This window comes from Microbacterium sp. NPDC064942, from assembly GCF_049545525.1.
GTDB classification, from domain to species: domain Bacteria; phylum Actinomycetota; class Actinomycetes; order Actinomycetales; family Microbacteriaceae; genus Microbacterium; species Microbacterium gawkjiense.
Window position 1 is genome coordinate 338,289 of record NZ_JBMWDR010000002.1, and the last position, 26,515, is coordinate 364,803.

The following is a 26,515-nucleotide window of genomic DNA, read 5'->3' on the forward strand; positions in this document are numbered from 1 at the left end:
CTCAGCGTTCGTGCACGGCGAGCACGTTGCCGGCCGGGTCGCGGAACCATGCGATCACCGGCCCGCCCGTCTCGCGCATGATGCCCTTCGAGTCGGTGGGCATGTCGTCGTAGATCGCGGTCTCGACACCCTTCGCGTTGAGCTCGTCGACGGCGGCGTCGACGTCGTCGACGGGGAAGTTGAGGATCGTGAAGTCGGCGGGCCCGTGGTGCGGCTTCGCATAGATGAGCACAGCGGCTCCCGACGCCAGGCGGAGCTGCAGGAAGCCGTTGTCGAGTGTGACGACCTCCAGGCCGAGGGTGTCGGCATAGAACTCTCGCGCCGCCTCGATGTCGTCGACCGCGAAGCCGCTGGACGCGCCGTCTACCCGGAACATGGTCGTCTCCTTCGCCGAGGTGTGCGACCAGGGTCCCGCTGCGGCTGGGAGTTATCCAGGGTCAGTCGTTGCCGTTCTCGGCGTCGCTCGGTGAGGAGAAGACGGGCACGGATGCCGGTCGTCCTGAGGCGACAGCGAGGAGCGCGACGATGCCGAGACCGAGGGTGCCGGCGAGGAAGCCGATCATCCCGAGGGCGGAGACGAGTCCGACGGTCTGCATCGCGGTCGCCTGATCCATCATGAGGAGCTGGCCGAGGGCGACCGATGCCACCTGCACACCGAGGGCGATCGCCGGCATCCACCGCCACCGGCGCGGGACGACGCCCGCGCGTGCGATCTGAACGACGGCGACGAGGCTGAGCGCGAGCGGGACGAGGATCGTGACCTCCCACGGGACGATCGGCGTCGGGTTCGTCGGGTCCTGGAACAGGCCGATGACCCGCATCGCGGGCGACCAGAGCGCGAGGAGGATGAGCGCGATCGTGCCGAGCGGCCTCCGCGCGGTGACGCTGTCGTGCGACGACGAGCCGATCGCGAACACGAGGACCGACTCTGCCCACAGGATGTCGACGAGGAGGGCGAGGGTGCCGGTGAGGGGCGTTCCCAGGGCGGCACCCTGCAGCATCCCGGCGACACCCGCGGCGATCAGTCCGACGCCGCCGATCGTCCAGGTGAGTCTGCGCCCGCGCATGCCTGCACGCTAGCGCGTGCCGTCGCGGAGAGGTGTGGTTCGGGCAGGGGCGGCGTTCCCCTGTCGCAACACGCCGCGGTGGCCTGCGGCACTTTGGGACGGGGGAAGGCGGGGGGCGTGGTTCGCTCGCCTGTCGCAACATGCCGCGGTGGCCTGCACTTCGTGACAGGGGAGCGGTGGTGGAGAGGCCCGGTGCCGTTCAGGGGAAGGGGGATGCCGGGGGCGGCGAGGCTGGCGGTTCGGGGTGTCGAGCGCGAGGCCACGGTGCCGAAAGCGATGTCGGAACCCCCTCCTAGTCTGGGACTATGTCCAGTTCGGTTGAGGGTCGCGATGAGGTCCCGGAGGGGATCCCGTCGACGCTGGACTGGGTGGTGATGTGCGCCGATATGGCGACCGTGCACGCCGCGCAGCGGTACGCGTGCATCGTCGAGTTGTGGGATGACGCGATCGCCGACGCCCGCCGCCGGGAGGAACCCGTCGCGTTCGTGGAACGGGCGGTGCGGCTCGAAGTCGCAGCCGCGTTGCGGATCACCGAGCACGCCGCGGGACGGTTGATGGGTGTCGGGCACGCGCTGATGCGTCGGTACCCGCAGGTGTGGGAGGCGATGAGCCGCGCGGACATCACCGACACCCACGCGACGATCATCGTCGACGGTTTGGATCAGCTCGACGACGTGACGGCGGGGTTGGTTGCTGAGGTGCTGAGCCTTGCGGAGGAGTTGCCGACGGGTCCGTTCCGGCGGGCGATGAAACGCATCGTCGACCGGGAGCAGGAAGCGACCCTCGCTGAGCAGCACGCCGCCGCGGTCGCGCACCGGTACGTGCGGGTGGATGCGGGGGTGGATGGGATGGCGTGGCTGAGCGCGCACCTGCCCGCGGTGGAAGCGCACGCGATCGCCGGCAGGCTCACCGCGATCGCGAAGACCCTCCACTCCGCCGACGATGAGCGCACCCTGGACCAGAAACGCGCGGACGTGTTCGGAGACCTCCTCCTCGACGGTGAGACCGACGCGCTCCCCGATACCGCGCGAGGGATCCGCCCGACTGTGGCGGTCACCGTGCCCGCCCTCACCCTCCTCACCGGCGACGGCCCTGCCGCCCAGGTCGACGGCGTCGGCCCCATCCCAATCGACCGCGCGAGGGAACTGTGCGGAGCAGCATCCGGGTGGATGCGGGTGCTCACCCACCCCGAAACCGGTGTCGTCCTCTCTGTCGGGCGAGACACCTATCGCCCACCGGCAGACCTGCGACGGCTGGTCACCTGGCGGGCCGCCCGGTGCATGGCACCCGGCTGCGGGATCCCCGCCGACCGGTGCGACCTCGACCACACCATCGACTGGCACCACGGCGGGACCACCGCCGCCGACAACCTCGCCCCGCTGTGCCGCGGGCATCACACCCTCAAACACCACTCCGACTGGCAGGTCAGAGCCAAACCCGGCGGCGCACTCGAATGGACCTCACCCGCCGGCCGGGTCTACCTCGTGAGGCCCGAGCGCCGCATCCCCACCTTCGCCACCGACCCACCCGGACCGCCACCGTTCTAGCCGAGGGTCAGTCCGTCACCTCTACGGTCACGATGAAGCCATCGTCAGATACGTCGATGAGGCGGTCGGTGTACAGCTCGATGACGTCACCCGCGTCGTCTTCGTCCATCCCGCGGAGGGCGCGCCCGCTGGGCACTCGTGCGATCGTCGTACGCGAGCCATCTCGCTCGATGGCCTCCAGCTCCACGATCGTGCCGGTGACGTCGGTGACCTTGAGGCCCTCCGTCTCATCCAAGCCGTGATGCGTCTCGACGAGCCGGCCATCGGGCGCTGCCATCACGGTCCACTCCACGTTCGTGAACCGGACGAGCTCAGGGCCGCAGCAGCCGTGCTCCCAGCCACCGACCTCGATCTCGAGGCGCATCAGGCCCCTCAGGCCCGGTGGTCGCGGTAGTACTCCAGCAGCGCCTTGGTCGAGGCATCCTGCGACTCGAACGCGTCGCTGTCGCCCTCGATCGCCGGTGCAATCTGCATCGCGAGCTGCTTGCCGAGCTCCACACCCCACTGGTCGAACGAGTTGATGCCCCAGATCACGCCCTGCGTGAAGGTGATGTGCTCGTACAGCGCGACGAGCTCGCCGAGCACCCGCGGCGTCAACGACGGCGCGAAGATCGACGTCGTCGGACGGTTGCCCGGGAACGTCCGCGCCGCGACGAGCGCGCCGGTCGTGCCCTCGGCCTCGACCTCCTCGGCCGTCTTGCCGAACGCCAGCGCCTTCGTCTGCGCCAGGAAGTTCGCCAGGAACAGCCCGTGCACGTCACGATCACCGTCCGTCAGCGCGTACGCCGGGTTCGCGAACGCGATGAAGTCCGCCGGGATCAGCCGCGTGCCCTGGTGGATCAGCTGGTAGAACGCGTGCTGCCCGTTCGTCCCCGGCTCACCCCAGAACACCTCGCCGGTGTCGGTCGTGACGGGGGAGCCGTCCCACCGCACCGACTTGCCGTTCGACTCCATCGTCAGCTGCTGCAGGTACGCGGCGAACCGACTCAGCTGCTGCGCGTACGGCAGCACCGCGTGCGACTGCGCGCCCAGGAAGTTCGTGTACCAGACGTTCAACAGCCCCATCAGGACCGGGACGTTCTGCGCCAGCGGCGTCGTCCGCACGTGCTCGTCCACGGCGTGGAACCCGGCCAGCAGCTCGCGGAACGTGTCGGGTCCGAACTCGATCACGAGCGACAGCCCGATCGCCGAATCCACCGAGTAGCGGCCACCCACCCAGTCCCAGAAGCCGAACGCGTTCGCCGTGTCGATCCCGAACTCCGCGACCTTGTCGAGCGCCGTCGACACCGCGACGAAATGGTGGGCGACGGCATCCTTCTTCTGCTCGTCGCTGCCGTCGATCGCCCCCGCCGACGCGAGGCCCTCCCACAGCCAGTCCCTCGCGAGGCGCGCGTTCGTCAGCGTCTCGAGCGTCGTGAACGTCTTCGACGCGACGATGAACAGCGTCGTCTCGGGGTCGAGGTCCTTCGTCTTCGACGCGATGTCGAACGGGTCGATGTTCGAGACGAAGCGTGCCGAGATGCCGGCATCCGCATACGGCTCCAGCGCCGCCGAGATCATCACCGGGCCGAGGTCCGACCCGCCGATACCGATGTTGACGACCGTCTCGACCTTCTTGCCCGTGATGCCGGTGAACTCACCCGACCGCACCCGTCCGGCGAACTCCGCCATCGCGTCGAGCACGCCCTGCACATCGGCGTCCACGTCCTGGCCATCGACCGTCAGCGACGGCACGGCGTCGGCCGGACGGCGCAGCGCGGTGTGCAGCACGGCGCGGTCCTCGGTCGTGTTGATGTGCTCGCCCGCGAGCATCGCGGCGTACCGCTCGGCGACACCGGTCTGCTCGGCGAGACGCACCAGCGCGGCGACGACCTCGTCGGTCACGAGGTTCTTCGACAGGTCGACGTGCAGATCCGCGACGTCGTGCGTCAGCTTGGCGACGCGCTCCGGGTCCGACGCGAACCAGCCGCGGAGGTCCGGGGTGAAGCCCGCCTTCAGCGACTCGAGTTCAGCCCAGGCGGAGGTGGTGGTGGCATCGATCGGAGCGTTGGTCACCCCTCAACGCTACTCACGTTCTCGAGGCTCCGTCCACGCATGACAGACGCGCCGATCCGGCCCTCCGCCAGTGTCACCACCTCATCGACCTCCCCGAGTTCGCCGAGGTCGTGCGTCACGACGACGACCGCCGCGCCCCTGCCCGTCGCGACGCGCAGAGCGGATGCCGCGGCCCGCCGCGACGCGTCGTCGAGACCGCTCGTCGGCTCGTCGAGCAGCAGCAGAGCCGCGTCCTGCGCGAGGGCCTCGTCGTCGTCGACCTCGAGACGGACGAGATCGTGCACACCGTCGCCCCCGACCACGTCCCCAACGAGATCGCCGTCGTGGGCTGACCCGCACAGCGTCGAGCCGACGCGAAGTGCTGCCTCCACGGGGTGTGGAGCGCACGTCGCGTCGGCTCGTGGCGCGAGGCGGGTCAGTCGGCGGGGCGGAAGGTGGCGGAGCCGGCCGAGACCTGCACGTCGACGGTGCGGGTGGCGCCGTCGGACGTGTCGAGCTGGTTGTCGAACGAGCCCGCCGAGACGTCGGAGGTCACGTCGTACGGCTCGTTCGGGACGGTCGCAACGAGGGTGCCGGCGCTGACGTCGGCTCGGATCTCGTCGAGCGCAGTGCCCGTCAGGTCGGCGATGATCTGGCCGGCGCCGATCGTGAGGTTCGCGCGCGCGGCGCCGTCGACGCGCACATCCGCCTCGCCGGCGCTCACGTCGACCCGCACGTCGTCGGCGGTGCCCGAGACGTCCGCATCGCCCGCGCCGACGTGCAGCTCCAGGCGCCCGTAGGTGCCATCGGCGGTGAGCGAGCCCGCCGAGACGTCGAAGTCCGCGTCGAGCCGCTGCTGCTCCATCGCGGCGGGGAGGGTCAGGGTGGCCCGGTTGTCGTCCCAGCCGAACCCGACCTGGAACGCCCACCAGGGGCGGTCGTTGCTGAGGCTGAGGGTAGCGTCGCGACGCTCGAGTCTCCAGTTCCCGTCGCCGCCGGCGACGTCGAGGATCGCCTGGTCGACGTCGGCGTACTGCACCACCACGTGGCCCGCCGAGACGTCGAGCGACAGGGCGTCCACCCCGCTCGTGTCGGCGGTTCCGCCGCCGGTGCCGCGAACGGACGCGGCGTAGGCGATCGAGCCGATTCCCGACACCAGTGCGCCGAGCAGCAGCACGCCGCCCAGGCACATCGCGATGATGGCGACGATCTGCGCCGACGGGCGCGGCGGCTGGGGCTGCGGCGGCTGCGTGCCGGTGGGTGCCGACGCGGTGGGCGGGGGAGTGAGGTCGATGCTCATCGGAGTGTTCCGTTCTGATCGGGATGCCCGGGGGCGGGCGGTGCGCTGTGTTCGAGGTGGACGAGCGCCGCGAGCACCCGTCGGTTGCCGTGCTCGTCCTGTTCGAGGCCGAGCTTCTGGAAGAGGGAGGTGATGTACTTCTCGACGCTCGCCTCCGAGACGAACAGCGCCGCCGCGATCGCGGCGTTGCTCTTGCCCTCGGCGATGAGCGCGAGCACCGAGCGTTCGCGATCGGTGAGGCGCGACATCCGCTCATCCCGGGCGCGGCGCGTCAGCAGTTGCGCCACCACCTCTGGGTCGAGGACCGTCGCGCCGGCGGCGATCCGATCGATCGAGTCGAGGAAGTCCCGCACATCGGCGACACGGTCCTTCAGCAGGTACCCGAGGGCGGCGTTCTGGCCGGTGATGAGGTCGCTCGCGTACCGTTCCTCGACGTACTGGCTGAGCACCAGGACGGGGAGGGTCGGATGCTGCGCCCGCAGCGTCAGCGCGGCCCGGATGCCCTCGTCGGTGAAGGTCGGCGGCAGCCGCACGTCGAGGATGCAGAGCTCGGGCCCGGTCTCGGTCACCGTGTCGACGAGGGCGTCGGCGTGGGGGAGGGCTGCGACGACGGTGTGACCGGCGTCCTCGAGCACGCGCACCAGGCCTTCGCGCAGCAGCGTGGAGTCCTCGCAGATCAGGATGCGCACGGGACCGTCACCTCCAGGGACGTCGGCCCACCGGCCGGGCTGTCGAGTGTCGCGGTGCCGCCGGCGGCGAGCACCCGGTTCATGATCCCGTCGAGGCCGCCGCCGGGGAGCACACGCGCTCCGCCGATGCCGTTGTCCTCGACGCGCGCCCAGATGAGCCGGCCGGTCTGGGCGTCGCCGCGGCTGCGGACCACGACGCGCACCTCGGTGGCGCGGGCGTGCTTGGCGGCGTTGGTGAGGGACTCGGCGATGACGAAGTAGACCGCCGCCTCCGAGGTGGCGCTGCACCTCTCGTCGAGGCGGACGTTGAGGGCGACGGGCACGTGCGACCGTGCCGCGAGGGCCGAGAGGGCGGCATCCAGTCCCCGGTCGTCGAGGACGGACGCATGGATGCCGCGGGCCAGCTGTCGTAGCTCGGTGATGGCGGCCTTCGTCGAGGTGTGCGCCTCGTCGATCAGCGCCTTCGCGGCGACCGGGTCGGAGTCGATCTTCTGCTGCGCGAGCCCAAGGGTCATCCCGACCGAGACGAGCCGCGGCTGGACGCCGTCGTGCAGGTCGCGTTCGATGCGGGTGCGCTCGACCTCGCTGGCCCGCACGGCGCCGGCCCGCTGGGCTCCCGCGGTGCGTGCCTGTTCGGCGAGGACGGCCTCCCGCGAGGGGACGAGGATCGACCGGGTCAACAGGTCGTCGAGGAGCGAGATGCCGAACAGGATGCCGAGGCCCACCAGGGCCGCGACGATGCCCCCGGCGACGGCCCAGCCGTCCGCGACGGCGATCCCGGTAAGGGGCAGCGTGCCGCCCGCATCCCCGGTCAGCGGTGAGAACGCGAGGCTGACCGACCCGATGACCGCCCACGTCGCCCCGATGACGATCCAGCCGAGGACGGTGGCGATCGCGAGGCTGCCGATGCCGCGCCACATCCCGCCGTCGACGAACTGCAGCCACAGGGTGCGGAGCAGTCCGCGGAACCCGGGCTGCCCGCTCGTGCGGATCCGGAGCGGCGGGATGCCGTGCCGGTACAGGCCCTCGGCGCGCTCGTGCTCGAGCCACGACGCCGCCCACGCGAGGTACAGCGCCGCGATGAGGAAGAGGATGCCGATGCCGAGGACGAGCACCGTACCGATCCCCGTGCTGACCAGGGTGACGACGGTGGTGAGGATGCCGGTGCCCGCCACCGCGACGGCGGCCAGCTGCGCGAGGGCGCCGAGGCGCCGCAGCGGCCGGAGCCGTCGGGGCGGGACGGAGGTGTCGGAAGTCATGTCACCACGCTAGGGGCGGGGTCCGCGGGCCACATCGGGGCCGTCCGGAGACCTCCGTTCGGGTTATCCCCCGGCCTGGGCGAGGCCGTCGGCGTGGCCGCGGGCGTACGCCTCGCGCGTTCCCTCACCGAACAGGTCCCGCTCGGCGGGCCGCACGATCGAGCGGGCGCCGGGCAGGTCGAGGTCGCCGACGAGGTCGCCGCGGCCCCGGACGACGGCCACCGGCATCCCGCTCGACTTGCGCTTGACGAGGTCGGCCGCGCCGGCGAGCTCGTCGGCGACGCAGGGGAGCGTGACGGCGAGGGGGCGGCCCGAGGCATCCGTCGCGCCGCGCAGGTCCTCGATGACGACCACTCCGGCCGCGCCGATCGCGCTGTCGGTCTGGCCTTCGCGCCACGCGCGGCCCAGGGTGTCCGAGACGATCACGCCGATGCGGGCGCCGGTCCGTTCGCGGATGCCGGCGGCCAGCGCGCGCCCCGAGGCGTCGGGGTCTTCGGGCAGCAGCAGGATGAGCCCGTCGGGGGTGTTGCTCGCGTCGACGCCCGCTGCGGCGGCGACGATGCCGAGGCGGCTCTCGACGATGCGGACCGTGCCGGCGTCGTTCTCGGCCACGATCCGCACGGTCTCCTCAGCGATCGCGGCATCCCGCTCGGCGGCGGGACGGTAGCGGCCCTCGGCCTTGGAGACGATCTTGCTCGTGACGACGAGGATGTCGCCGTCCGCGAGCGTGCCGGCCGCGGCCCGGACGATCTCGTCGACGAGGTCCACGCCGGGCGTGATCTCGCCGATGCCGACGAGCGGCCAGACAGTGAGCGGGGCGGGGGTGTCGGGCATCGGCCCAGGATACGGCGACCGTACCCTGGGGGAGTGCCCCCGACTGCTGCGCCCCGCGTCGTCCTGCTCGCCGGCGGTGTCGGCGGCTCGACCTTCGCCACCGGCCTCCGCGACGAGCTCCGGGCTCGGGGCGGCGAGCTCGCCGTCGTCTGCAACACCGGCGACGACCTGTGGCTGAGCGGGCTCCGCCTGCAGCCCGACGTCGACTCGATGCTCTACGCGCTCGCCGGCGTGAAGGACCTCGCGCAGGGGTGGGGGCGCGCCGGCGACTCGCGCCGCGTCGCCGATGAACTGGCCGCGTGGAACGTCGGCTGGGAGTGGTTCCTGCTCGGCGACCTCGATCTCGGCGCGCACATCGCCCGCACGTCGTGGCTGCGCGAGGGCCTCACCCCGACCGAGGCGATCGCGCGGCTGCAGGCCCGGTGGGACCTCGGCGCGACCCTCCTGCCGATGACCGACACCGAGGTCGACACCCACGTCGTGCTGGATGCCGGGCGCATGCACTTCCAGGAGTGGTGGACCCGCCACCGCGCCAGGCTCGAGCCCGTCCGCTTCGAGAGCCCCGGCATCGATGCGTCCGTCCCCGCGCCCGGCGTGCGGGACGCGATCGCGGCGGCCGACGCGATTCTCGTCGCCCCCTCGAACCCCATCGTCTCGATCGGTCCGATCCTCGCCGTCCCCGGCCTGGCCGACGCGCTCCGTGCCGCGTCCGCGCCGGTCGTCGGGGTCTCGCCGATCATCGGCGACGCGCCCGTCCGCGGCATGGCCGACGTGTGCCTGCGCGTCGCGGGCGTGCCCTGCACGGCGGCCGGCGTCGCCGGCCACTACGGCGCGCGCGGCGGCGGCGGCGTCCTCGACGCGTGGCTCATCGCCGAAGAGGATGCGGCGGCCGCGGCATCCGTCGACGCCCTCGGCATCGCGGCGCATGTCGAACCGCTCTGGATGTCGGATGCCGCCCGCACCCGCGCGCTCGCCGTCGCCGCGCTCGGCGCCGCGGGGCTCTGAGCGCGAACGCCGCCCTCAGCCCACCGCCGGGGCCTGCGCCGCCTCGGCCAGCGCCTCGGCGACCAGGCGCACGTTCGCGGTGAGGGCACCCGCGGTGACCCGGATGTGCGGCGTGGTCACCTCGTCGGTCGGCGCGCGGTAGGGGGCGCCGGCCGAGACCGCGATGCCCGAGACGGCGAGCCGCATCCGGGCGGCGCGCTCGTCGACGACCGGCACCCACAGGTTGATGCCGTCCGGGTCGCCGACGTCCACGCCGAACCGTCGGAGTGCAGAGGCCATGCTGTCGAGGCGGTCGCGGTAGATCAGTCGTGCGGTGCGCACCCGCGCGACCGCGCCAGGGTCGGTGAGCAGGCCCAGCAGCACGGTCTGCAGCAGGCGCGAGGTCCACCCGGGGCCCAGCATCCGCCTCGCCACGAGACGCTCGACCACGCGCGCCGGGCCGCCCAGGGCGGCGATGCGCAGGTCGGGGCCGTGGGATTTCGAGAAGCTCCGGACGTGCACGACCTGCCCCGGGATCCATCGTGCGAGGGTCACATCGGGGGCCGACGATATGAGGGCGGAGTGGTCGTCCTCGATCACCGTCACGCGACGCCCGTCGGGGGTGTTCATGATGAGCTGCGCGAGCACGCGGGCGCGCTCGACGGTCATCGAGATGCCGGTCGGGTTCTGCGCCCGCGGCTGCAGCACGATCGCGGTGGGCTTCCGGGCGAGCGCTCGCGAGAGCGAGCCGGGCGTCACGCCGTCGCGGTCGAGGGCCAGCGGGATCGGCTCGGCGCCGAGGGCATCGAGCAGGTCGAAGAAGTACGGGAAGCCGGGGGACTCCACCGCGACGCGGTCACCGAAGCGGACGACCTGCTCGAGGGTCCGCGAGATGCCGTCGAGGGCCCCGTCGACGACGGTGAAGGTCTCGATGCCCGGCGCCGGCCACGTCTCGGCGATGTGCGCGTGGAGCTCGGGCAGCACCGGCAGGTCGTGGTAGCGACCGGTGTCGGCGCGGGGCGCCACGTGCGAGAAGGCGTTCTCGAGCGCCGGGAGCATCGCCGGGTCGGGTGTGCCGTGCGAGAGATCCAGCCGCACCGGCTGTGCGCTCCCGGCGAGGCCCTGCACGCGCGGGCTCAGCCACTCGCGCGGTTCGGCGCGCACGAAGCTGCCGGCGCGACCGCGCGAGACGATCGTCCCGGCATCCGACAACGCGCGCCACGCGGCCGCGATCGTGCCCGCCGAGACACCTAGGGCCGCCGCCATCTCGCGCACCGTCGGCAGACGCTCGCCCGGCTCGAGCGAGCCGTCGGCCACGAGACGCGCGATCTCGCCCGCCATGCCCAGCGGGGTGCGGGACTCGAGCGACTCGGGGCGCAGCATCCGTCGTCCTCACGTACGGGGAGGTGTCCAGAGGATTAACGACCGCGACACATCCGGAAACTGTCGAGAAATGTTCAAGCAGGACAGTAACAGAACCGAGGGAAGGAAGACCGAGATGGCAACGGTGAGAGCGGCGATCACGCAGACGACGTGGACCGGCGACAAGGAGTCGATGCTCGACAAGCACGAGCAATTCGCGCGGGAGGCCGCAGCGCAAGGCGCTCAGGTCATCTGCTTCCAGGAGCTCTTCTACGGTCCGTACTTCGGCATCACGCAGGACAAGAAGTACTACCGCTACGCCGAGCCCGTCGACGGCCCCATCGTGCAGCGCTTCGCCGCGCTCGCGAAGGAGCTGAACATGGTCATGGTCCTCCCCATCTACGAAGAGGCGCAGACCGGCGTGTACTACAACACGGCGGTGGTGGTGGATGCCGACGGCACGATCCTCGGCTCGTACCGCAAGCACCACATCCCGCACGTCGAGAAGTTCTGGGAGAAGTTCTACTTCCGTCCGGGAAACCTGGGGTACCCCGTCTTCGACACCGCGGTCGGCAAGGTCGGCGTCATCATCTGCTACGACCGGCACTTCCCCGAGGCGTGGCGCGAGCTCGGTCTCAACGGCGCCCACCTCGCCTTCAACCCGAACGCCACCAAGCCCGGTTTGTCGAACCGGCTGTGGGAGGTCGAGCAGCCCGCCGCCGCCGTCGCGAACGGCTACTTCGTCCTCGCCCCCAACCGCGTCGGCCGCGAGGACAACGAGTACGGCGACGAGGCGGTCACCTTCTACGGCACCAGCCAGATCGTCGACCCGCGCGGCAACTACGTCGGCGCGCTCGGTTCCGGCACGGACGAGGAGATCCTCATCCGCGACCTCGACATGGACCTCGTCCGCGAGATGCGCGACGACTGGCAGTTCTACCGCGACCGCCGCCCCGACTCGTACGCCGAGATCGTCGCCCCGTAATCCACGGCCCATCGGAGGACCCATGCCCACCACGCTCATCACCGGCGGCACCGTCGTCTCGTCGACCGGCCGCGGCCCCGCCGACGTCCTCATCGACGGCGAGACGATCGTCGCCGTGCTGACGCCCGGCTCCACCCTGCTCGGGCACGACCTCGCGGCGTCCGTGGACACCGTCATCGACGCGACGGGGAAGTACGTGATCCCCGGCGGCATCGACGCGCACACGCACATGCAGCTGCCCTTCGGCGGCACGAGCGCCTCCGACACCTTCGAGACCGGCACTCGCGCCGCCGCCTGGGGCGGGACGACCACGATCGTGGACTTCGCCGTGCAGCGCCAGGGCGAGCGGGTCGAGGACGGCCTCGCCGCCTGGCATGCGCTCGCCGCGGGGGAGTGCGCGGTGGACTACGGCTTCCACCAGATCATCGGCGGGGTGGACGAGCACTCGCTCGCCGCGCTCCCCACCCTGATCGATGAGGGCATCACGAGCTTCAAGATGTTCATGGCCTACCCGGGGGTCTTCTACGCCGACGACGCGCAGATCCTGAAGGCCATGCAGGTCTCGGCCGAAACGGGACTGCTCACGATGATGCACGCCGAGAACGGCCCGGTCATCGACGTCCTCGCCGAACAGCTCGTCCGCGCCGGCAACACCGACCCGTACTTCCACGGCAAGGCACGCGTGTGGCAGGCCGAGGAGGAGGCGACCCACCGCGCGATCATGCTGTCGAACATCACCGGTGCACCGCTCTACGTCGTGCACGTGAGCGCGAAGCAGGCCGTCGAGCAGCTCGCCTGGGCGCGCGACAAGGGGCAGAACGTCTTCGGCGAGACCTGCCCGCAGTACCTCTACCTGTCGCTCGAGGAGCACCTGGGCGCCAGGAGCGAGGAGTGGGGGTCGTTCGAGGGCGCCAAGTACGTCTGCTCGACGCCGCTCCGCTCCCGCGCCGAGGGCCACCAGGACCACATGTGGCAGGCGCTGCGAACGAACGACCTGCAGATGGTCTCGACCGACCACTGCCCGTTCTGCATGAAGGACCAGAAGGAGCTCGGCAAGGGCGACTTCCGGGCGATCCCCAACGGCATCGGGTCGGTCGAGCACCGCATCGACCTCATGTACCAGGGGGTCGTGACGGGCGAGATCACCCTCGAGCGCTGGGTCGAGCTCACCAGCACGACCCCGGCGCGCATGTTCGGCATGTACGGCAAGAAGGGCGTCATCGCCCCGGGTGCCGACGGAGACGTCGTCATCTACGACCCCAACGGTCACACCTCGATCGGCTACGAGAAGACCCACCACATGAACATGGACCACTCCGCGTGGGAGGGCTTCGAGATCGACGGGCACGTCGACACCGTCCTCTCGCGCGGCAAGGTCATCGTCGACGACGGCGCCTACCTCGGGCGCAAGGGCGACGGCCGCTTCGTCAAGCGCGGTCTCAGCCAGTACCTCATCTGACCCGAACACCCGAAAGAGGACCCATGGACTTCGGCGTCGTCCTGCAGACGAACCCACCCGCCTCGCGCACCGTGCAGCTGTCGACGCTCGCCGAGGCGCACGGCTTCAGCCACGTCTGGACCTTCGACTCGCACCTCCTCTGGGAGGAGCCGTACGTCGTCCACTCCGCGATCCTCAACGCGACCAAGCGCATCACCGTGGGGCCGTTCGTCACGAACCCCGCCACCCGCGACTGGACCGTCACGGCATCCGTCTTCGCGACCCTCAACGAGATGTACGGCAACCGCACGATCTGCGGCATCGGCCGCGGGGACTCGGCGGTGCGCGTGACCAACGGCAAGCCGGTGACGATGCGGGAGCTGCGCGAGTCGATCCACGTCATCCGCGAGCTCGCCAACTCCCGGCCCGTCGAGTACAAGGGGGCGACGCTCCAGTTCCCCTGGAGCCGCGGATCCGAGCTCGACGTTTGGGTCGCCGCCTACGGCCCGATGGCGCTGAAGCTCACCGGCGAGGTCGGGGACGGGTTCATCCTGCAGCTGGCCGACGTCGACATCGCCGCGTGGATGATCAAGGTGGTGCGGGATGCCGCCGAGGCCGCCGGCCGTGACCCCGATTCGATCGCGTTCTGCGTCGCCGCCCCGATGTACATCGGCGACGACTGGGAGCACATGCGCGACCAGTGCCGCTGGTTCGGCGGGATGGTCGGCAACCACGTCGCCGACATCGTCGCGAAGTACGGCGCGGACGGCGATGTGCCCCAGGCCCTCACCGACTACATCGCGGGCCGCACCGGGTACGACTACAACTCGCACGGCAAGAGCGACAACGACCACGTCGACTTCGTCCCCGACGAGATCGTCGACCGGTTCTGCCTGCTCGGCACGGCCGAGGACCACATCGCCAAGCTCGAGCAGCTCAAAGCGCTCGGCGTGACGCAGTTCGCCGGCTACCTGCAGCACGACAACAAGGAGGAGACGATGCGGGTCTACGGCGAGACCGTGATCCCCGCGCTCTCCGACCACATCGCGGCCAAGTCATGACGCGACGCACAGCAGCCGCGTGGGGGTGGGGCGTCGTCGGCGTCCTCGCCCTCGTCGCGCTGTGGGAGGCGTACAAGTGGCTCGGACCCGCCGACGGTCTCGTCCTCGGTGGCGAGGACGGCCTGCGCGTCCTGCCGCGCACCCACGACCGTGCGATGCCCCACGTCACCGACATGATCGCGCGGCTGTTCGACCCCACCAGCGGCGCCGCGACGCCACCGCTGTGGGCGACCGTCGCGAGTGCCGGCCTGCTCACCCTCGGCATCGCGCTCGTCGGGTGGGTCATCGGCGTCGTCGTCGGCGTCGGCTTCGCCCTGCTGATGCAGCGCTGGCGCATCGTCGAGCGCGGACTCCTGCCCTGGATCGTCGTCTCGCAGACCGTGCCGCTCATCGCCTTCGCCCCCCTCGTCGCCCGCATCGGGTCGCAGATCGACCGAGCCGGGCTGCCCTGGCCGGAGTGGCTGTCGGTGGCGGTGATCGCCTCGTACCTGGCCTTCTTCCCGGTCTCGATCGGTGCGCTCAAGGGCCTGTCGTCGCCCGACGCGATCCATCTCGACCTCATGCGCAGCTACGCCGCCGGTTACGGCCAGACCCTGCGCCGGCTGCGCTTCCCCGCCGCGGTCCCGTACCTGATCCCCGCAGCCCGTCTCGCCGCGGCGAACGCCGTCGTCGGCGCCATCGTCGCCGAGGTGTCCATCGGCATGCGCGGCGGCCTCGGACGGATGCTGCTGCAGGCCGCGCAATCCGCCTCCGCCGACCCCGCACTCCCGTGGGGCCCCATCTTCGGCGCGGTCCTGCTCGGCCTCCTCGTCGCCGGGGTCGTCGCGCTGCTCGCGACGGGACTTCGCCGTTACCGCCGCGGGGAGGCATCCGCATGATCCCCCACCCTCACCCGAGAGGAACGTCCGCATGAGCGAGATCGCCGTCCGCGCCACCGGCGTCGGCCGCACCTTCGGAGGCCGCCGCACCGCTGAGGTGCACGCCCTCACCGGGGTCGACCTCGAGATCGCGGCAGGCGAGTTCGTGTCGCTGATCGGTCCGTCCGGATGCGGCAAGTCGACGCTCATGCGGCTGATCGCCGACCTCGATCAGCCCACGGCGGGCTCGCTCGAGGTCTTCGACAAGACGCCGAAGAAGGCGCGCCTCGACCAGGACTACGGCATCGCCTTCCAACAGGCCGGGCTCTTGCCGTGGCGGACCGTGCTCGAGAACATCGTGCTGCCCCTCGAGCTGCACGGCGTCGGCGGCGCCGAACGACGGGCCCGCGCGGCAGAGCTCGCCGAGCTCGTCGGCCTCACCGACTTCGGCAAGCGGTACCCCGACGAGCTGTCCGGCGGCATGCAGCAGCGCGTCGCGATCGCTCGCGCCCTCGCCGCGCGGCCGAAGCTCCTCCTCATGGACGAGCCGTTCGGCGCGCTCGACGAGATGACGCGCGAACGGATGCAGACCGAACTCACCCGCATCACCGGGGAGACCGGCGCCGCCGTCGTTTTCGTGACGCACTCGATCCCCGAAGCCGTCTACCTGTCCGACCGCGTCGTCGTCATGTCGCCGCGACCGGGCCGCATCACCGATCTCGTCGCCGTGCCGTTCGGGCACGATCGTCCCGACCTCCTGCGGGAGTCGCCGGAGTTCTTCGAGAAGGTGACCGAGGTGCGCGAAGCGCTCCACGGCACGCCCGTCGCCCGAGCGAACGAGCGGTGACGGCATCATGACCGCGACCGAGCGGATCGCCCGCATCGCTGCACCGGTGGCCACCGGCATCCTGCTCCTCGTCCTGTGGCAGGTGCTCTCGGGCGTCAAGATCGGGCGGCTCGCGCTGATCCCCGCCCCCGCCGACGTCGCCGAGACCGCCTTGCGGATCGGCGGCGTGGTCGCCGAGGACGCGCTGGTCACCGGGGGCAACACGCTCGTCGGGCTCGTCGCCGGTACGGTGCTCGGCGTCGCCCTCGCGGCGCTCGCCGCGTGGCTGCGTCCGGTCGACGGCATGCTCGCGCCCCTCGTCGCGGCGATCGCGGTCGTTCCGATCGTCGCGCTCACCCCGCTGCTGAACACGATGCTCGGGGCCTCGGCGCAGACGGGACGCCAGGTGGTCGCCGCGGTCGCCGCCTTCGTGCCGGTCTTCGTCAACGTCCTCCGCGGCCTGCGGCAGTCCCGCCCCGTGCAGCGAGACCTCTTCCTCGCCTACGCGGCGACTCCCGGCCAGCAGTTCCGCGGCCTCACGCTCCCCGTCGCGCTGCCCTACCTCGTCACCGGCATCCGCATCGCCAGTTCGGTCGCCGTCATCTCCGCGCTCGTCGCCGAGTATTTCGGCGGTCCCACCGACGGCCTCGGCACGGCCATCGCCAGTTACGCCAAGACCGGGAACGCGGCCGTCGCCTGGACCTACGTCGGCGCGGCCATCGCCGTCGGTCTCGTCTTCTTCCTCGTCACCGTGCTCCTCGAACGCATCGTGACCAGGCGGAGGCCGGTCTGACACCCGTCGGCCCGGTCCGCTCCACCCACCCACCGCACCACCCGCACCATCCGAACCCGAAAGGAACACCATGCGTCACAGCACCCGACGCCGGTTGGCAGTCGTCACGACCCTGACCGCCGGCGCCCTCGCCCTGTCCGCGTGCGCGGGCACCACGAGCACCACACCCACCGCCGGCGGTGATGACGCCGACTTCACGCCGATCACCGACATCAAGCTGCAGCTGCAGTGGCTGCCGCAGGCGCAGTTCGCCGGCTACTACGTCGCGCAGGAGAAGGGCTACTTCGAGGAGGAAGGCTTCGACAACGTCGAGATCGTGCCCTCGGGCGGCGACATCGTGCCGCAGGACGCGCTCGCCGCCGGTGACGTCGACTTCGCCGTCGCCTGGGTCCCCAAGGTGCTCGGGACCATCGAGTCCACGGGCGTCGAGCTCACCGACATCGCGCAGGTCTTCCAGCGCTCGGGCACGACGCAGGTCTCATGGAAGGGCGACGGGATCACCGACGTCGCGGACTTCGAAGGCAAGCGCATCGGCTCGTGGGGCTTCGGCAACGAGTGGGAGATCTTCGCCGCGATGGCGGCGGACGACCTCGACGCCTCCACCGTGTCGATCACGACGCAGGACTTCTCGATGAACGCCCTGCTCGACGGCGACGTGGATGCCGCGCAGGCGATGACCTACAACGAGCTCGCCCAGGTGCTCGAGGTCGTCAACCCCGATACGGGCAAGCTCTACACGCTCGACGACCTCGACGTCATCTACTACGAGGACACCGAGGGGGCCATGCTGCAGGACGCCATCTGGGCCGACACGCAGCGGCTCGCCGACGACCCGGCCTACGCCGATGCGGCGGTGCGGTTCCTCAAGGCGGTCGCGAAGGGCTGGCTGTACGCGCGTGACAACGTCGAGGACGCCGCCTCGCTCGTGTGGGACGTCGCCTCCAATGCAGAAGCGGCCTTCCCGGTCGGACCGGTGCACCAGCTGTGGCAGCTCAACGAGGTCAACAAGCTCATCTGGACCGACGCGCCCTTCGGGACCGTCGAGCAGGACAAGTGGGACCAGACGGTCGACGGAGCCCTCGCCGCGGTGAACCAGGACGGCATGAACCTCATCACCGAGGAACCCCCGGCATCCGCGTTCTCGAACGAGTACATCGAGAAGGCGATCGCCGAGCTGGAGGACGAGGGCGTCAGCCTCGACGGGGAGTACACGCCCATCGACGTGACCCTCACCGAGGGTGGACAGTAGCAGCACCACCACGACGGTCCCGGGGTGCGAGCCCCGGGACCGTCCTGACAGAGAGCACTCCTCAGATGACCTCCGAAGACCTTGATCTCCGTACCCGCGAACTCGACCGCGCCCACGTCTTCCACTCCTGGTCGGCGCAGGCGCTCATCGACCCGTTCCCCCTCGCGGGCGGATCGGGGGCGACCGTGTGGGACCACGCCGGCACACGCCTGCTCGACTTCTCGAGCCAGCTCGTCAACGTGAACATCGGGCACCAGCATCCCGCCGTCGTCGACGCGATCAAGGCGCAGGCCGACATCATGACCACCGTCGCCCCCTCGACCGCCAACCTCGCCCGGGGCGAGGCGGCGAAGCGGATCGTGGATCTGGCGCCCGACGGGTTCTCGAAGGTGTTCTTCACGAACGGCGGAGCGGACGCGAACGAGAACGCGATCCGGATGGCGCGGTTGCACACCGGGCGGGACAAGGTGCTCTCGCGCTACCGCAGCTACCACGGCAACACCGGGGCGGCGATCGTCGCGACGGGGGATTGGCGCCGCATCCCGAACGAGTACGCGCGGGGCCACGTGCACTTCTTCGGCCCCTACCTGTACCGGTCGGAGTTCTGGGCGACCACCCCGGAGGAGGAGTGCGAGCGCGCGCTGCACCACCTGCGTCGGGTCATCGAGGCGGAAGGCCCGAGCTCCATCGCGGCGATCCTGCTCGAGTCGGTGCCGGGGACGGCGGGCATCATGATCCCCCCGCCCGGCTACCTCGCGGGGGTGCGGCGTCTGGCCGACGAGTTCGGCATCGTCCTGATCCTGGACGAGGTGATGAGCGGGTTCGGCCGAACGGGCCGGTGGTTCGCGTTCGAGGGTCACGACGTGGTCCCGGATCTGATCACGTTCGCGAAGGGCGTGAACTCGGGGTACGTCCCGATCGGTGGGGTGATCATCTCGGATGAGATCGCGGCGACGTTCGACGAGCGGGTGTTCCCGGGCGGGTTGACCTACTCGGGGCATCCCCTCGCGGCCGCATCGGTCGTCGCGACGCTCGACGCGATGCGGGAGGAGGGCATCGTGGAAGGCGCCCGCCGCATCGGGGAGACCGTCCTCGGTCCCGGGCTGCGCGCTCTCGCCGAGAAGCATCCGATCATCGGGGAGGTGCGGGGTGAGGGGGTCTTCTGGGCTCTCGAACTGGTCGCCGACCCCGTCACCCGCGAACCCGTCGCCCCGGCCGTGATCGGCGCGCTGAAGAAGGACCTCATGGCCCGGGGCCTGTTGCCCTTCACCGCCGACAACCGCCTCCACGTCGTCCCGCCCTGCGTCGTCACCGACGACGAGGTGCGACGCGCGCTCGAGATCTACGACGCGGCGCTCGCCGCGCTCTGACCCACCCCATCGGAGGAACCATGACCGACCAGCCTGATGTCGCCGTGCTCGAGCACTGGGTCGACGGCGCCGCGTGGAGCGGCGAGTCCGACCGCACGGCCCCCATCCACAATCCCGCCACCGGAGTCGTCAGCGGCCGGGTCCGCCTCGCGAGCACTGCCGACGTGGGCGCCGCGGTCGACCGTGCCGCCGCCGCCCTGCCGGCGTGGCGCGACGCGAGTCTCGCGAAGCGGCAGGGCGTCATGTTCTCGTTCCGCGAGATCCTGAACGCGCGCAAGGACGAGCTCGCCGCGATCCTCACGGCCGAGCACGGCAAGGTGCTCTCCGACGCCCTCGGCGAGATCGCCCGCGGGCTCGAGGTCGTCGAGTTCGCCTGCGGGGCGGGTCACCTCCTCAAGGGCGAGTACTCCGAGAACGTCTCCACGGGCGTCGACGTCTACTCGGTGAAGCAGCCCGTCGGCGTCGTCGGGGTCATCAGTCCCTTCAACTTCCCCGCGATGGTGCCGCTCTGGTTCCTTCCGATCGCGCTCGTCTCGGGCAACACGGTCGTGCTGAAGCCGAGCGAGAAGGATCCGTCGGCGTCCGACTGGATCGCGCGTGCCCTCGTCGAGGCGGGGCTGCCGGCTGGCGTGCTCAACGTCGTCCACGGCGACAAGGAGGCCGTCGACGCGCTCCTCGACCACCCCACGGTGCGCGCGATCTCGTTCGTCGGGTCCACCCCGATCGCCCGCTACATCTACGAGCGGGCGAGTGCGCAGGGCAAGCGCGTGCAGGCCCTCGGCGGCGCGAAGAACCACATGCTGGTGCTTCCGGATGCCGACCTCGACCTGGCCGCCGACGCCGCCGTCAACGCGGGGTTCGGGTCGGCGGGCGAGCGCTGCATGGCGATCTCGGTGCTGCTGGCGACCGAGCCGATCGCCGACGCCCTCGTCGCGAGGATCGCCGAGCGCGTCGCGACGCTGCGCACCGGCGACGGCACGCGTGGGTGCGACATGGGACCGCTCATCACCCGAGAGCACCGTGACAAGGTCGCCGGATACCTCGCGATCGCCGAGACCGACGGCGCCGAGATCGTCGTCGACGGCCGCGACGTGATCCCGGATGCCGACGGTGATGGCTTCTGGCTCGGTCCCACCCTCATCGACAAGGTGCCGACCTCGTCCTGCGTCTACACCGATGAGATCTTCGGGCCGGTTCTCTCGGTCGTGCGGGTGGCGGGGTACGAGGAGGGTCTCGCGCTCATCGAGGCGAGCCCGTACGGCAACGGCACCGCGATCTTCACGAACGACGGCGGTGCCGCCCGCCGCTTCCAGCGCGAGGTGAGCGTCGGCATGGTCGGGGTCAACGTCCCGATCCCGGTGCCGGTGGCCTACCACTCGTTCGGCGGCTGGAAGGCGTCGCTGTTCGGCGACGCGAAGGCGTACGGTCCGCAGGGGTTCGCGTTCTTCACCCGCGAGAAGGCGGTGACCTCGCGCTGGCTCGACCCGTCGCACGGCGGCCTGAACCTGGGCTTCCCGCAGCACGACTAAGGCCGCCGATGTCCCACCCCACCGACGACATCCTCACCGACCCGGTCGAGGCCGAGCGCCTGCTGGCCTCGACCGGGCGCGAGCTCGAGATGCTCCTGGCGCGCGCCGCCGCCGTCCGCAACGAGGGCCTGGCCACCGCGGGCCGTCCCGGCGTCGTGACCTACTCGCGCAAGGTCTTCCTCCCGCTGACCACGCTCTGCCGGGACCGTTGCCACTACTGCGCGTTCGTCGACACCCCCGCCCAGCTCCTCCGCAAGAAGGCGCCCGCCTACCTCGACGACGCGCAGATCCTCCGGATCGCGCGCGCGGGCGCGGCGCAGGGCTGCAAGGAGGCCCTGCTCACCCTCGGCGACCGGCCCGAGGACCGCTGGCCCGAGGCGCGGGCGTGGCTCGACGCGCACGGCTTCGCCTCGACGATCGACTACGTCGCCCATGCGGCGCGGCTGGTCACCCGTGAGACCGGGCTCCTCGCGCACGCGAACCCGGGGGTCATGTCCGCCGCCGAGCTCGCGGCGCTCCGCCCGGTGTCGCCGTCGATGGGGATGATGCTGGAGACGACCTCGCGCGCCCTGTTCGAGACCCCGGGCGCCGCGCACCACGGCTCTCCCGACAAGGATCCCGCCCTCCGTCTCGCCGTGATCGAGGATGCGGGGCGAGCCCGCATCCCGTTCACCACCGGCATCCTGGTCGGCATCGGCGAGACCCTCGCCGACCGCGCGGCCTCGCTCTTCGCGCTGCGCGACGCGCACGCCCGTCACGGGCACGTGCAGGAGGTCATCGTGCAGAACTTCCGGGCGAAGCCCCGGACGGCGATGGCGGCGGTGGCGGATGCCGATCGCGACGCCTACCTCGCGGCGATCGCCGTCGCGCGACTCATCCTCGGACCCGGCATGCGCATCCAGGCGCCGCCGAACCTCTCCGATCCAGCGGAGCTCGCGTCGCTGCTCGCTGCGGGGGTCGACGACTGGGGTGGGGTCTCGCCGCTGACCGCCGATCACGTCAATCCGGAGCGGCCGTGGCCGCATCTCGACGACCTCGCCGCCCACACCGCTGCGGCAGGCTTCACGCTCGTCGAGCGGCTGACCGCCCACCCCGAGTACGTGCGGGCGCCCGCCGCCTGGATCGACCCCGCCCTCCACGCCGCCGTCGCCTCGCTCGCCGAGCCGGGGACGGGTCTTGCGGGCCGCGCGCGCGCCGCGACGTCACGGCGTCGTCGCGGCACGGCGCTGCTCGAGACGGCGGCGACGACCCCGCGCGAGCTCGATGCGGCCGACTGGGAGCACCTGCTGACGGCGACCGGCGATGATCTGGAACGACTCATCCGCACCGCCGACGACCTGCGGCGCACGACGATCGGCGACACCGTGAGCATCGTCGTCAACCGCAACCTGACGTCGTCCGGTCTGCACCGCGCACCCGTCGGTGCGGGGGCGTTCGGGCTCGCCGACGTCGAGGCGATCGCGAGGGATGCCGCGTCCCTCGGCGCGACCGAGCTCTGCATTCAGGGGCGGCTGGACCCCAGGGAGGACCCGCGCCTGTACGTGGACCTCGTGCACGCCGTGCGCGCGGCCGCGCCGTCGCTGCACCTGCACGCCTTCCGCCCGCAGGATGTCGCCGACCTGGCCGACCGCACGACCATCGGTGTGCCGCACGCCATCGCCGCCCTCCGCGAGGCGGGCGTGGGGACGATGCCCGGAACGGGGGTGAAAGTCCTGGACGACGACATCCGGCGCCGCATCGCCCCCGGCGACCTCGACGTCGATCGGTGGCTCGAGATCATCCGCGCCGAGCATGCGCACGGCATGCGAACGAGCTCGGTCCTCTTCTACGGCCACATCGAATCGGCGGCCGACCGCGTGGCCCACCTGCTGACACTCCGCGGACTGCACGACGAGACCGGCGGGTTCACCGAGTTCGTGCCGATCCCGCTCCCCGGCGGCGGCACGCGCACCGCCGAGCGATCGGACCTCGATGAGCACCGTGCGATGGTCGCCGTCGCGCGCCTGCTCCTGAACGACGGCATCCGCCACATCCAGATCCCCTGGACCCGACACGGGCGGGCGATCACCGCGGAGCTGCTGCGCAGCGGCGGCGACGATCTGGGCGGCACCCTCCTCGACGGGCGCATGCGCCCCGACACAGGGGTCGAGCGGGGGCTTGAGCTGCCCTTCGGTGACGCCTCCCGCTTGGCCGGGTCGCTGCGCCGCCGGCTGCGCGAACGCACCACGACCTACGGGACACCGGCGGAGGCGGCCGCATGAGCGGCCACGCCGAGGTCGTCGTCGTCGGCGCGGGTTTCGCGGGCATCGCGGCCGCGATCGAGCTGCGCGAGGCCGGCCACGACGTGGTGGTGGTCGAGCGGGCGGATCGGGTCGGCGGGACGTGGCGCGAGAACGTCTATCCGGGCGTCGCGTGCGACGTCCCGGCGCACCTGTACAGCCTCGAGCGTCACCCCCACCCCGGCTGGTCGGCCGAGTTCGCCCCGGGCGCCGAGATCGCCGCCTACCTCGAGGGGGTCGTCGACCGCGAGGGTCTGCGGAACGCGATCCGCTTCGGGACGGCACTGACGGATGCCGAATGGGACCCCGTCGCCGAGCGCTGGCGGCTCGGCTTCTCGGCCGGCGGCCCCGACTCGGCCGATGTGCTGGTCCTCGGCTGCGGGCGGTTGTCCGAGCCCCGCATCCCCGACGTCCCCGGTCTGCCCTCTTTTCCCGGAGCAGTCGGCCACACGGCGCGCTGGGACGCGACCGGGTCGGTCGCCGGCACCCGCATCGCCGTCGTCGGGACGGGGTCCAGCGCCGCCCAACTCGTTCCCGAGCTGGTCCGCTCGGGCGCCGAGGTGGTCCTCTTCCAGCGCTCTCCGGCGTGGGTGCTTCCGCGCGGTGGGCGCCGGTACGACGCGCGCGACGCCGAGCTGTTCTCGGCGCCCGGGGCGATCGCGCGCGAGCGGCGGAGGCTCGCGGCGGGCGACGACGAGCGGTTCGCCGCGCGATCGGGGCGGGGCGCGGCATCCGCCCGGGCGCGGCGCGCGGCACTCGCGCACCTGGCCGCGAGCGTGCCCGACCGCGGCCTGAGACGAGCGCTGACGCCCGGGTATCCGTTCGGCTGCAAGCGCGTCGTGCTCTCGGACACGTTCTACCCCGCCGTCGCGGGCGAGGCCGTGACGCTCGAGGCCTCGGCGCTGGCGTCCGTCGCCGGAAACCGTCTCACCGGGGCCTCGGGCGCGGTCCACGACGGGATCGACCGGATCGTCCTGGCCACCGGGTTCGAGACGACGCACCAGCCGTACGCCGGCATCGTGCGCGGCGAGAACGGCGTGACCCTCGCGGAGCACTGGGCGGGCGGCATGAGCGCCGTCGCCTCGACCATGGTCGCGGGCTTCCCCAACCTCTTCGTCATGAACGGGCCGCACTCCGCCCTGCCGCACGCCTCGTCGCTGCTCGTCCTCGAGCGGCAGGCGGACTTCATCCGCCGCACGATCGCGGGCGGCGGCGTGGTCCGGGTCGACGCGGATGCCGAGGCCCGCGCGAGCCTCGATGTCGCCGCACGCGCGGCCGGCACGGCGTGGCTCGGCGGCTGCGAGAGCTGGTATCTCGACGCCCGGTCGGGCGGGGTGGGCGTCCTCTGGCCGGGGACGGTCGCCGAGTTGGCGGCGGCGATGGCGGATGCCGCACGCAGCGCCGTGTCGCGGACCGAGCGGTCCGCGCTGACAGGAGGAGCACGATGAGCGTCCCCATCCGATTCGGGTACAAGGCGTCGGCGGAGCAGTTCGGGCCGGTCGACCTGCTCGAGTTCGCCGTCGCGGCGGAGGATGCCGGGTTCGACAGCGTCTTCATCTCCGACCACTTCCAGCCGTGGATGCACGACGGCGGTCACGCGCCCGCCGCACTGCCGTGGCTCGGTGCGCTCGGCGCCCGGACCTCCCGCATCCTCATGGGGACCTCCGTCCTCACGCCGACCTTCCGTTACCATCCGGCCGTCGTCGCCCAGTCGGTCGCGACCCTCGCGGTGCTGAACCCGGGGCGCATCGTGCTGGGCGTCGGGACCGGCGAGGCGCTCAACGAGGTGACCCTCGGGCTCGACTGGCCCGACCCGCCGGAGCGCTTCCAGCGGCTCAAGGAGTCGATCGCGCTCATGCGCGACCTCTGGGACCGCGAGCGTGTCACGTTCGACGGGGCGTTCTGGAAGGTCGAGGACGCCACCGTCTATGACCGGCCGGACCAGCCGGTGCCGATCTACATCGGTGCAGCAGGTCCCGCCGCGGCGCGCCTGGCGGGGCGGGTGGCCGACGGATTCATCACGACGAGCGGCAAGGCCCGCGGCCTCTACACGGACACGCTGCTGCCGGCCGTGGCCGACGGTCACGCCAAGTCGGAGCGGGGCGACGAGATCGACCGCATGATCGAGGTCAAGGTGTCGTACCATCCCGATCTCGACGTCGCTCGGGAGCGCACCCGGTTCTGGGCCCCGCTCGCGCTCTCCGCCGAGGAGAAGATGGGCATCCACGATCCGCGCGAGATGCAGCGTCGGGCGGCAGCGCTGCCGATCGATCGCGCGGCCTCGCGATTCATCGTCTCCGACGACCCGGACGAGCACGTCGAGCGGATCGCGGAGTACGTCGACATGGGGTTCCGGCACCTGGTCTTCCACGATCCCGGCGCCGACCAGCGCGCCTTCCTGCAGCGGTACGCCGACGACATCCTGCCGCGACTGCGCCGGAGGTTCGCGTGAGGGATCGCGGCTGGGCGGTGATGATCCCGGTCAAGCCGGCTGCCGCGGCGAAGTCGCGCCTCGGCGACGACGCGCGCCGCGGCGACATCGCCCGGGCGCTCGCCCTCGACACGATCGACGTCGCCACCCGGGCGGCGGGGGTGGCGCGCGTCCTGGTCGTGACGGCGGATGCGGCCCTCGCGGATCTCCTCCCCGGTGGCGTCGAGCTCATCCGGGAACGCGCCGCGACCGGGATCGACGCGGCGCTGGCCGCCGCATCCGCCCGCGTCGGACTGCGCCGCCCTCGCGCGGCGCTCCCGGCGGACCTCGCCGCCCTCGCCCCCGCGGAACTGTCGGCCGCACTGGCGATGGCGTCGGCGGCGCCGCGAGCCGTGATCCCGGATGCCGCAGGCACCGGCACGACGCTCCTCACCGCGCGCGCGGGTGTGCCCTGGGCGTCGGCGTACGGTCCCGATTCGTTCGCACGCCACCTCGCGCTCGGCTGCCGCCCGATGCCGGTGCGGGCGACATCGGGGCTGCGGTGGGACCTCGACACGCCCGACGACCTGGCCGGACTGCTGCCGCGAGCGGGGGAGCGCGTGCGGGGCGTAGCGTGAACGT

At 71.6% G+C, this 26,515-nt stretch carries 25 protein-coding genes; 15 read left to right on the forward strand and 10 right to left on the reverse strand.

Annotated features, from left to right (window positions below; all coding sequences use genetic code 11):
- Position 1 precedes the first annotated feature (1 nt).
- Positions 2-376 carry a VOC family protein gene (locus ACPEH2_RS05965; RefSeq protein WP_359920038.1) on the reverse strand — a complete coding sequence of 125 codons (375 nt, stop codon included), beginning with the start codon at positions 374-376 and terminating at the stop codon, positions 2-4.
- Positions 377-437: 61 nt separating this feature from the next.
- The gene (locus tag ACPEH2_RS05970; protein WP_359920035.1) at positions 438-1,067 is read right to left on the reverse strand and encodes a hypothetical protein; all 630 of its coding nucleotides are present in this window, start codon (positions 1,065-1,067) and stop codon (positions 438-440) included.
- A gap of 305 nt (positions 1,068-1,372) precedes the next feature.
- On the opposite strand from ACPEH2_RS05970, the gene ACPEH2_RS05975 reads away from it, so the two are divergent.
- A complete protein-coding gene (locus ACPEH2_RS05975; RefSeq protein ID WP_359920032.1) occupies positions 1,373-2,614 on the forward strand; it encodes an HNH endonuclease signature motif containing protein in 1,242 nt (413 codons plus the stop codon).
- Between the two features lie 7 nt (positions 2,615-2,621).
- Here ACPEH2_RS05975 and ACPEH2_RS05980 read toward each other — a convergent pair whose 3' ends face one another.
- From ACPEH2_RS05980 to cofE, 7 genes are all read right to left on the reverse strand, one after another.
- Positions 2,622-2,978, reverse strand: a complete 357-nt coding sequence (locus ACPEH2_RS05980) for a hypothetical protein (protein WP_359920029.1) — start codon at positions 2,976-2,978, stop codon at positions 2,622-2,624.
- Between the two features lie 8 nt (positions 2,979-2,986).
- Positions 2,987-4,669: a glucose-6-phosphate isomerase gene (pgi, locus tag ACPEH2_RS05985; protein ID WP_217529290.1), complete on the reverse strand. Its 1,683-nt coding sequence runs from the start codon at positions 4,667-4,669 to the stop codon at positions 2,987-2,989.
- Positions 4,666-4,971 carry a hypothetical protein gene (locus ACPEH2_RS05990; RefSeq protein WP_359920026.1) on the reverse strand — a complete coding sequence of 102 codons (306 nt, stop codon included), beginning with the start codon at positions 4,969-4,971 and terminating at the stop codon, positions 4,666-4,668. The genes pgi and ACPEH2_RS05990 overlap by 4 nt, the downstream gene beginning before the upstream one ends.
- Positions 4,972-5,084: 113 nt before the next feature.
- The gene (locus ACPEH2_RS05995) at positions 5,085-5,948 is read right to left on the reverse strand and encodes a hypothetical protein (protein WP_217529289.1); all 864 of its coding nucleotides are present in this window, start codon (positions 5,946-5,948) and stop codon (positions 5,085-5,087) included.
- Complete coding sequence (locus tag ACPEH2_RS06000; RefSeq protein WP_217529286.1) at positions 5,945-6,637, reverse strand: response regulator transcription factor; 693 nt, start codon at positions 6,635-6,637, stop codon at positions 5,945-5,947. Before ACPEH2_RS06000 ends, ACPEH2_RS05995 begins: the two co-directional genes overlap by 4 nt.
- Complete coding sequence (locus ACPEH2_RS06005) at positions 6,625-7,896, reverse strand: sensor histidine kinase (protein WP_359920022.1); 1,272 nt, start codon at positions 7,894-7,896, stop codon at positions 6,625-6,627. The genes ACPEH2_RS06000 and ACPEH2_RS06005 overlap by 13 nt, the downstream gene beginning before the upstream one ends.
- Before the next feature lie 63 nt (positions 7,897-7,959).
- Positions 7,960-8,730, reverse strand: a complete 771-nt coding sequence (gene cofE, locus ACPEH2_RS06010; RefSeq protein WP_311285321.1) for a coenzyme F420-0:L-glutamate ligase — start codon at positions 8,728-8,730, stop codon at positions 7,960-7,962.
- Positions 8,731-8,763: 33 nt separating this feature from the next.
- On the opposite strand from cofE, the gene cofD reads away from it, so the two are divergent.
- Positions 8,764-9,735 (forward strand): 2-phospho-L-lactate transferase, encoded by a 972-nt coding sequence (gene cofD, locus ACPEH2_RS06015; RefSeq protein ID WP_359920019.1) that lies wholly within the window; start codon positions 8,764-8,766, stop codon positions 9,733-9,735.
- Between the two features lie 15 nt (positions 9,736-9,750).
- On the opposite strand, the gene ACPEH2_RS06020 is transcribed toward cofD, so the two are convergent.
- Positions 9,751-11,097 (reverse strand): aminotransferase class I/II-fold pyridoxal phosphate-dependent enzyme, encoded by a 1,347-nt coding sequence (locus tag ACPEH2_RS06020; protein WP_359920016.1) that lies wholly within the window; start codon positions 11,095-11,097, stop codon positions 9,751-9,753.
- Positions 11,098-11,212: 115 nt separating this feature from the next.
- Between ACPEH2_RS06020 and ACPEH2_RS06025 the strand changes: the two genes are divergently transcribed.
- The 13 genes from ACPEH2_RS06025 (at position 11,213) to cofC (ending at position 26,511) form a co-directional block, all read left to right on the forward strand.
- On the forward strand, positions 11,213-12,061 hold the full coding sequence (locus ACPEH2_RS06025) for a nitrilase-related carbon-nitrogen hydrolase (RefSeq protein ID WP_359920013.1): 849 nt from the start codon (positions 11,213-11,215) through the stop codon (positions 12,059-12,061).
- A gap of 22 nt (positions 12,062-12,083) precedes the next feature.
- Entirely contained in the window at positions 12,084-13,520 is a 1,437-nt protein-coding gene (gene hydA / locus ACPEH2_RS06030) for a dihydropyrimidinase (protein ID WP_359920010.1), read from the forward strand.
- A 23-nt stretch (positions 13,521-13,543) separates the two neighbouring features.
- Positions 13,544-14,560 carry a TIGR03842 family LLM class F420-dependent oxidoreductase gene (locus ACPEH2_RS06035; RefSeq protein ID WP_311285325.1) on the forward strand — a complete coding sequence of 339 codons (1,017 nt, stop codon included), beginning with the start codon at positions 13,544-13,546 and terminating at the stop codon, positions 14,558-14,560.
- A complete protein-coding gene (locus ACPEH2_RS06040; RefSeq protein WP_359920007.1) occupies positions 14,557-15,438 on the forward strand; it encodes an ABC transporter permease in 882 nt (293 codons plus the stop codon). The genes ACPEH2_RS06035 and ACPEH2_RS06040 overlap by 4 nt, the downstream gene beginning before the upstream one ends.
- A gap of 31 nt (positions 15,439-15,469) precedes the next feature.
- Positions 15,470-16,264 (forward strand): ABC transporter ATP-binding protein, encoded by a 795-nt coding sequence (locus ACPEH2_RS06045; RefSeq protein ID WP_359920004.1) that lies wholly within the window; start codon positions 15,470-15,472, stop codon positions 16,262-16,264.
- Positions 16,265-16,271: 7 nt separating this feature from the next.
- Positions 16,272-17,036 carry an ABC transporter permease gene (locus ACPEH2_RS06050; protein ID WP_359920002.1) on the forward strand — a complete coding sequence of 255 codons (765 nt, stop codon included), beginning with the start codon at positions 16,272-16,274 and terminating at the stop codon, positions 17,034-17,036.
- 70 nt (positions 17,037-17,106) lie between these two features.
- Positions 17,107-18,285, forward strand: a complete 1,179-nt coding sequence (locus ACPEH2_RS06055; protein WP_359919999.1) for an ABC transporter substrate-binding protein — start codon at positions 17,107-17,109, stop codon at positions 18,283-18,285.
- Positions 18,286-18,350: 65 nt separating this feature from the next.
- The gene (locus ACPEH2_RS06060; protein WP_359919997.1) at positions 18,351-19,655 is read left to right on the forward strand and encodes an aspartate aminotransferase family protein; all 1,305 of its coding nucleotides are present in this window, start codon (positions 18,351-18,353) and stop codon (positions 19,653-19,655) included.
- Between the two features lie 20 nt (positions 19,656-19,675).
- A complete protein-coding gene (locus tag ACPEH2_RS06065) occupies positions 19,676-21,184 on the forward strand; it encodes a CoA-acylating methylmalonate-semialdehyde dehydrogenase (RefSeq protein WP_423718451.1) in 1,509 nt (502 codons plus the stop codon).
- 8 nt (positions 21,185-21,192) lie between these two features.
- A complete protein-coding gene (cofG, locus tag ACPEH2_RS06070; RefSeq protein ID WP_359919991.1) occupies positions 21,193-23,445 on the forward strand; it encodes a 7,8-didemethyl-8-hydroxy-5-deazariboflavin synthase CofG in 2,253 nt (750 codons plus the stop codon).
- On the forward strand, positions 23,442-24,911 hold the full coding sequence (locus ACPEH2_RS06075) for a flavin-containing monooxygenase (protein WP_359919988.1): 1,470 nt from the start codon (positions 23,442-23,444) through the stop codon (positions 24,909-24,911). Before cofG ends, ACPEH2_RS06075 begins: the two co-directional genes overlap by 4 nt.
- Positions 24,908-25,915: a glucose-6-phosphate dehydrogenase (coenzyme-F420) gene (fgd, locus tag ACPEH2_RS06080; RefSeq protein WP_311285333.1), complete on the forward strand. Its 1,008-nt coding sequence runs from the start codon at positions 24,908-24,910 to the stop codon at positions 25,913-25,915. Before ACPEH2_RS06075 ends, fgd begins: the two co-directional genes overlap by 4 nt.
- Positions 25,912-26,511 (forward strand): 2-phospho-L-lactate guanylyltransferase, encoded by a 600-nt coding sequence (gene cofC / locus ACPEH2_RS06085; RefSeq protein WP_359919985.1) that lies wholly within the window; start codon positions 25,912-25,914, stop codon positions 26,509-26,511. Before fgd ends, cofC begins: the two co-directional genes overlap by 4 nt.
- Positions 26,512-26,515: the final 4 nt, after the last annotated feature.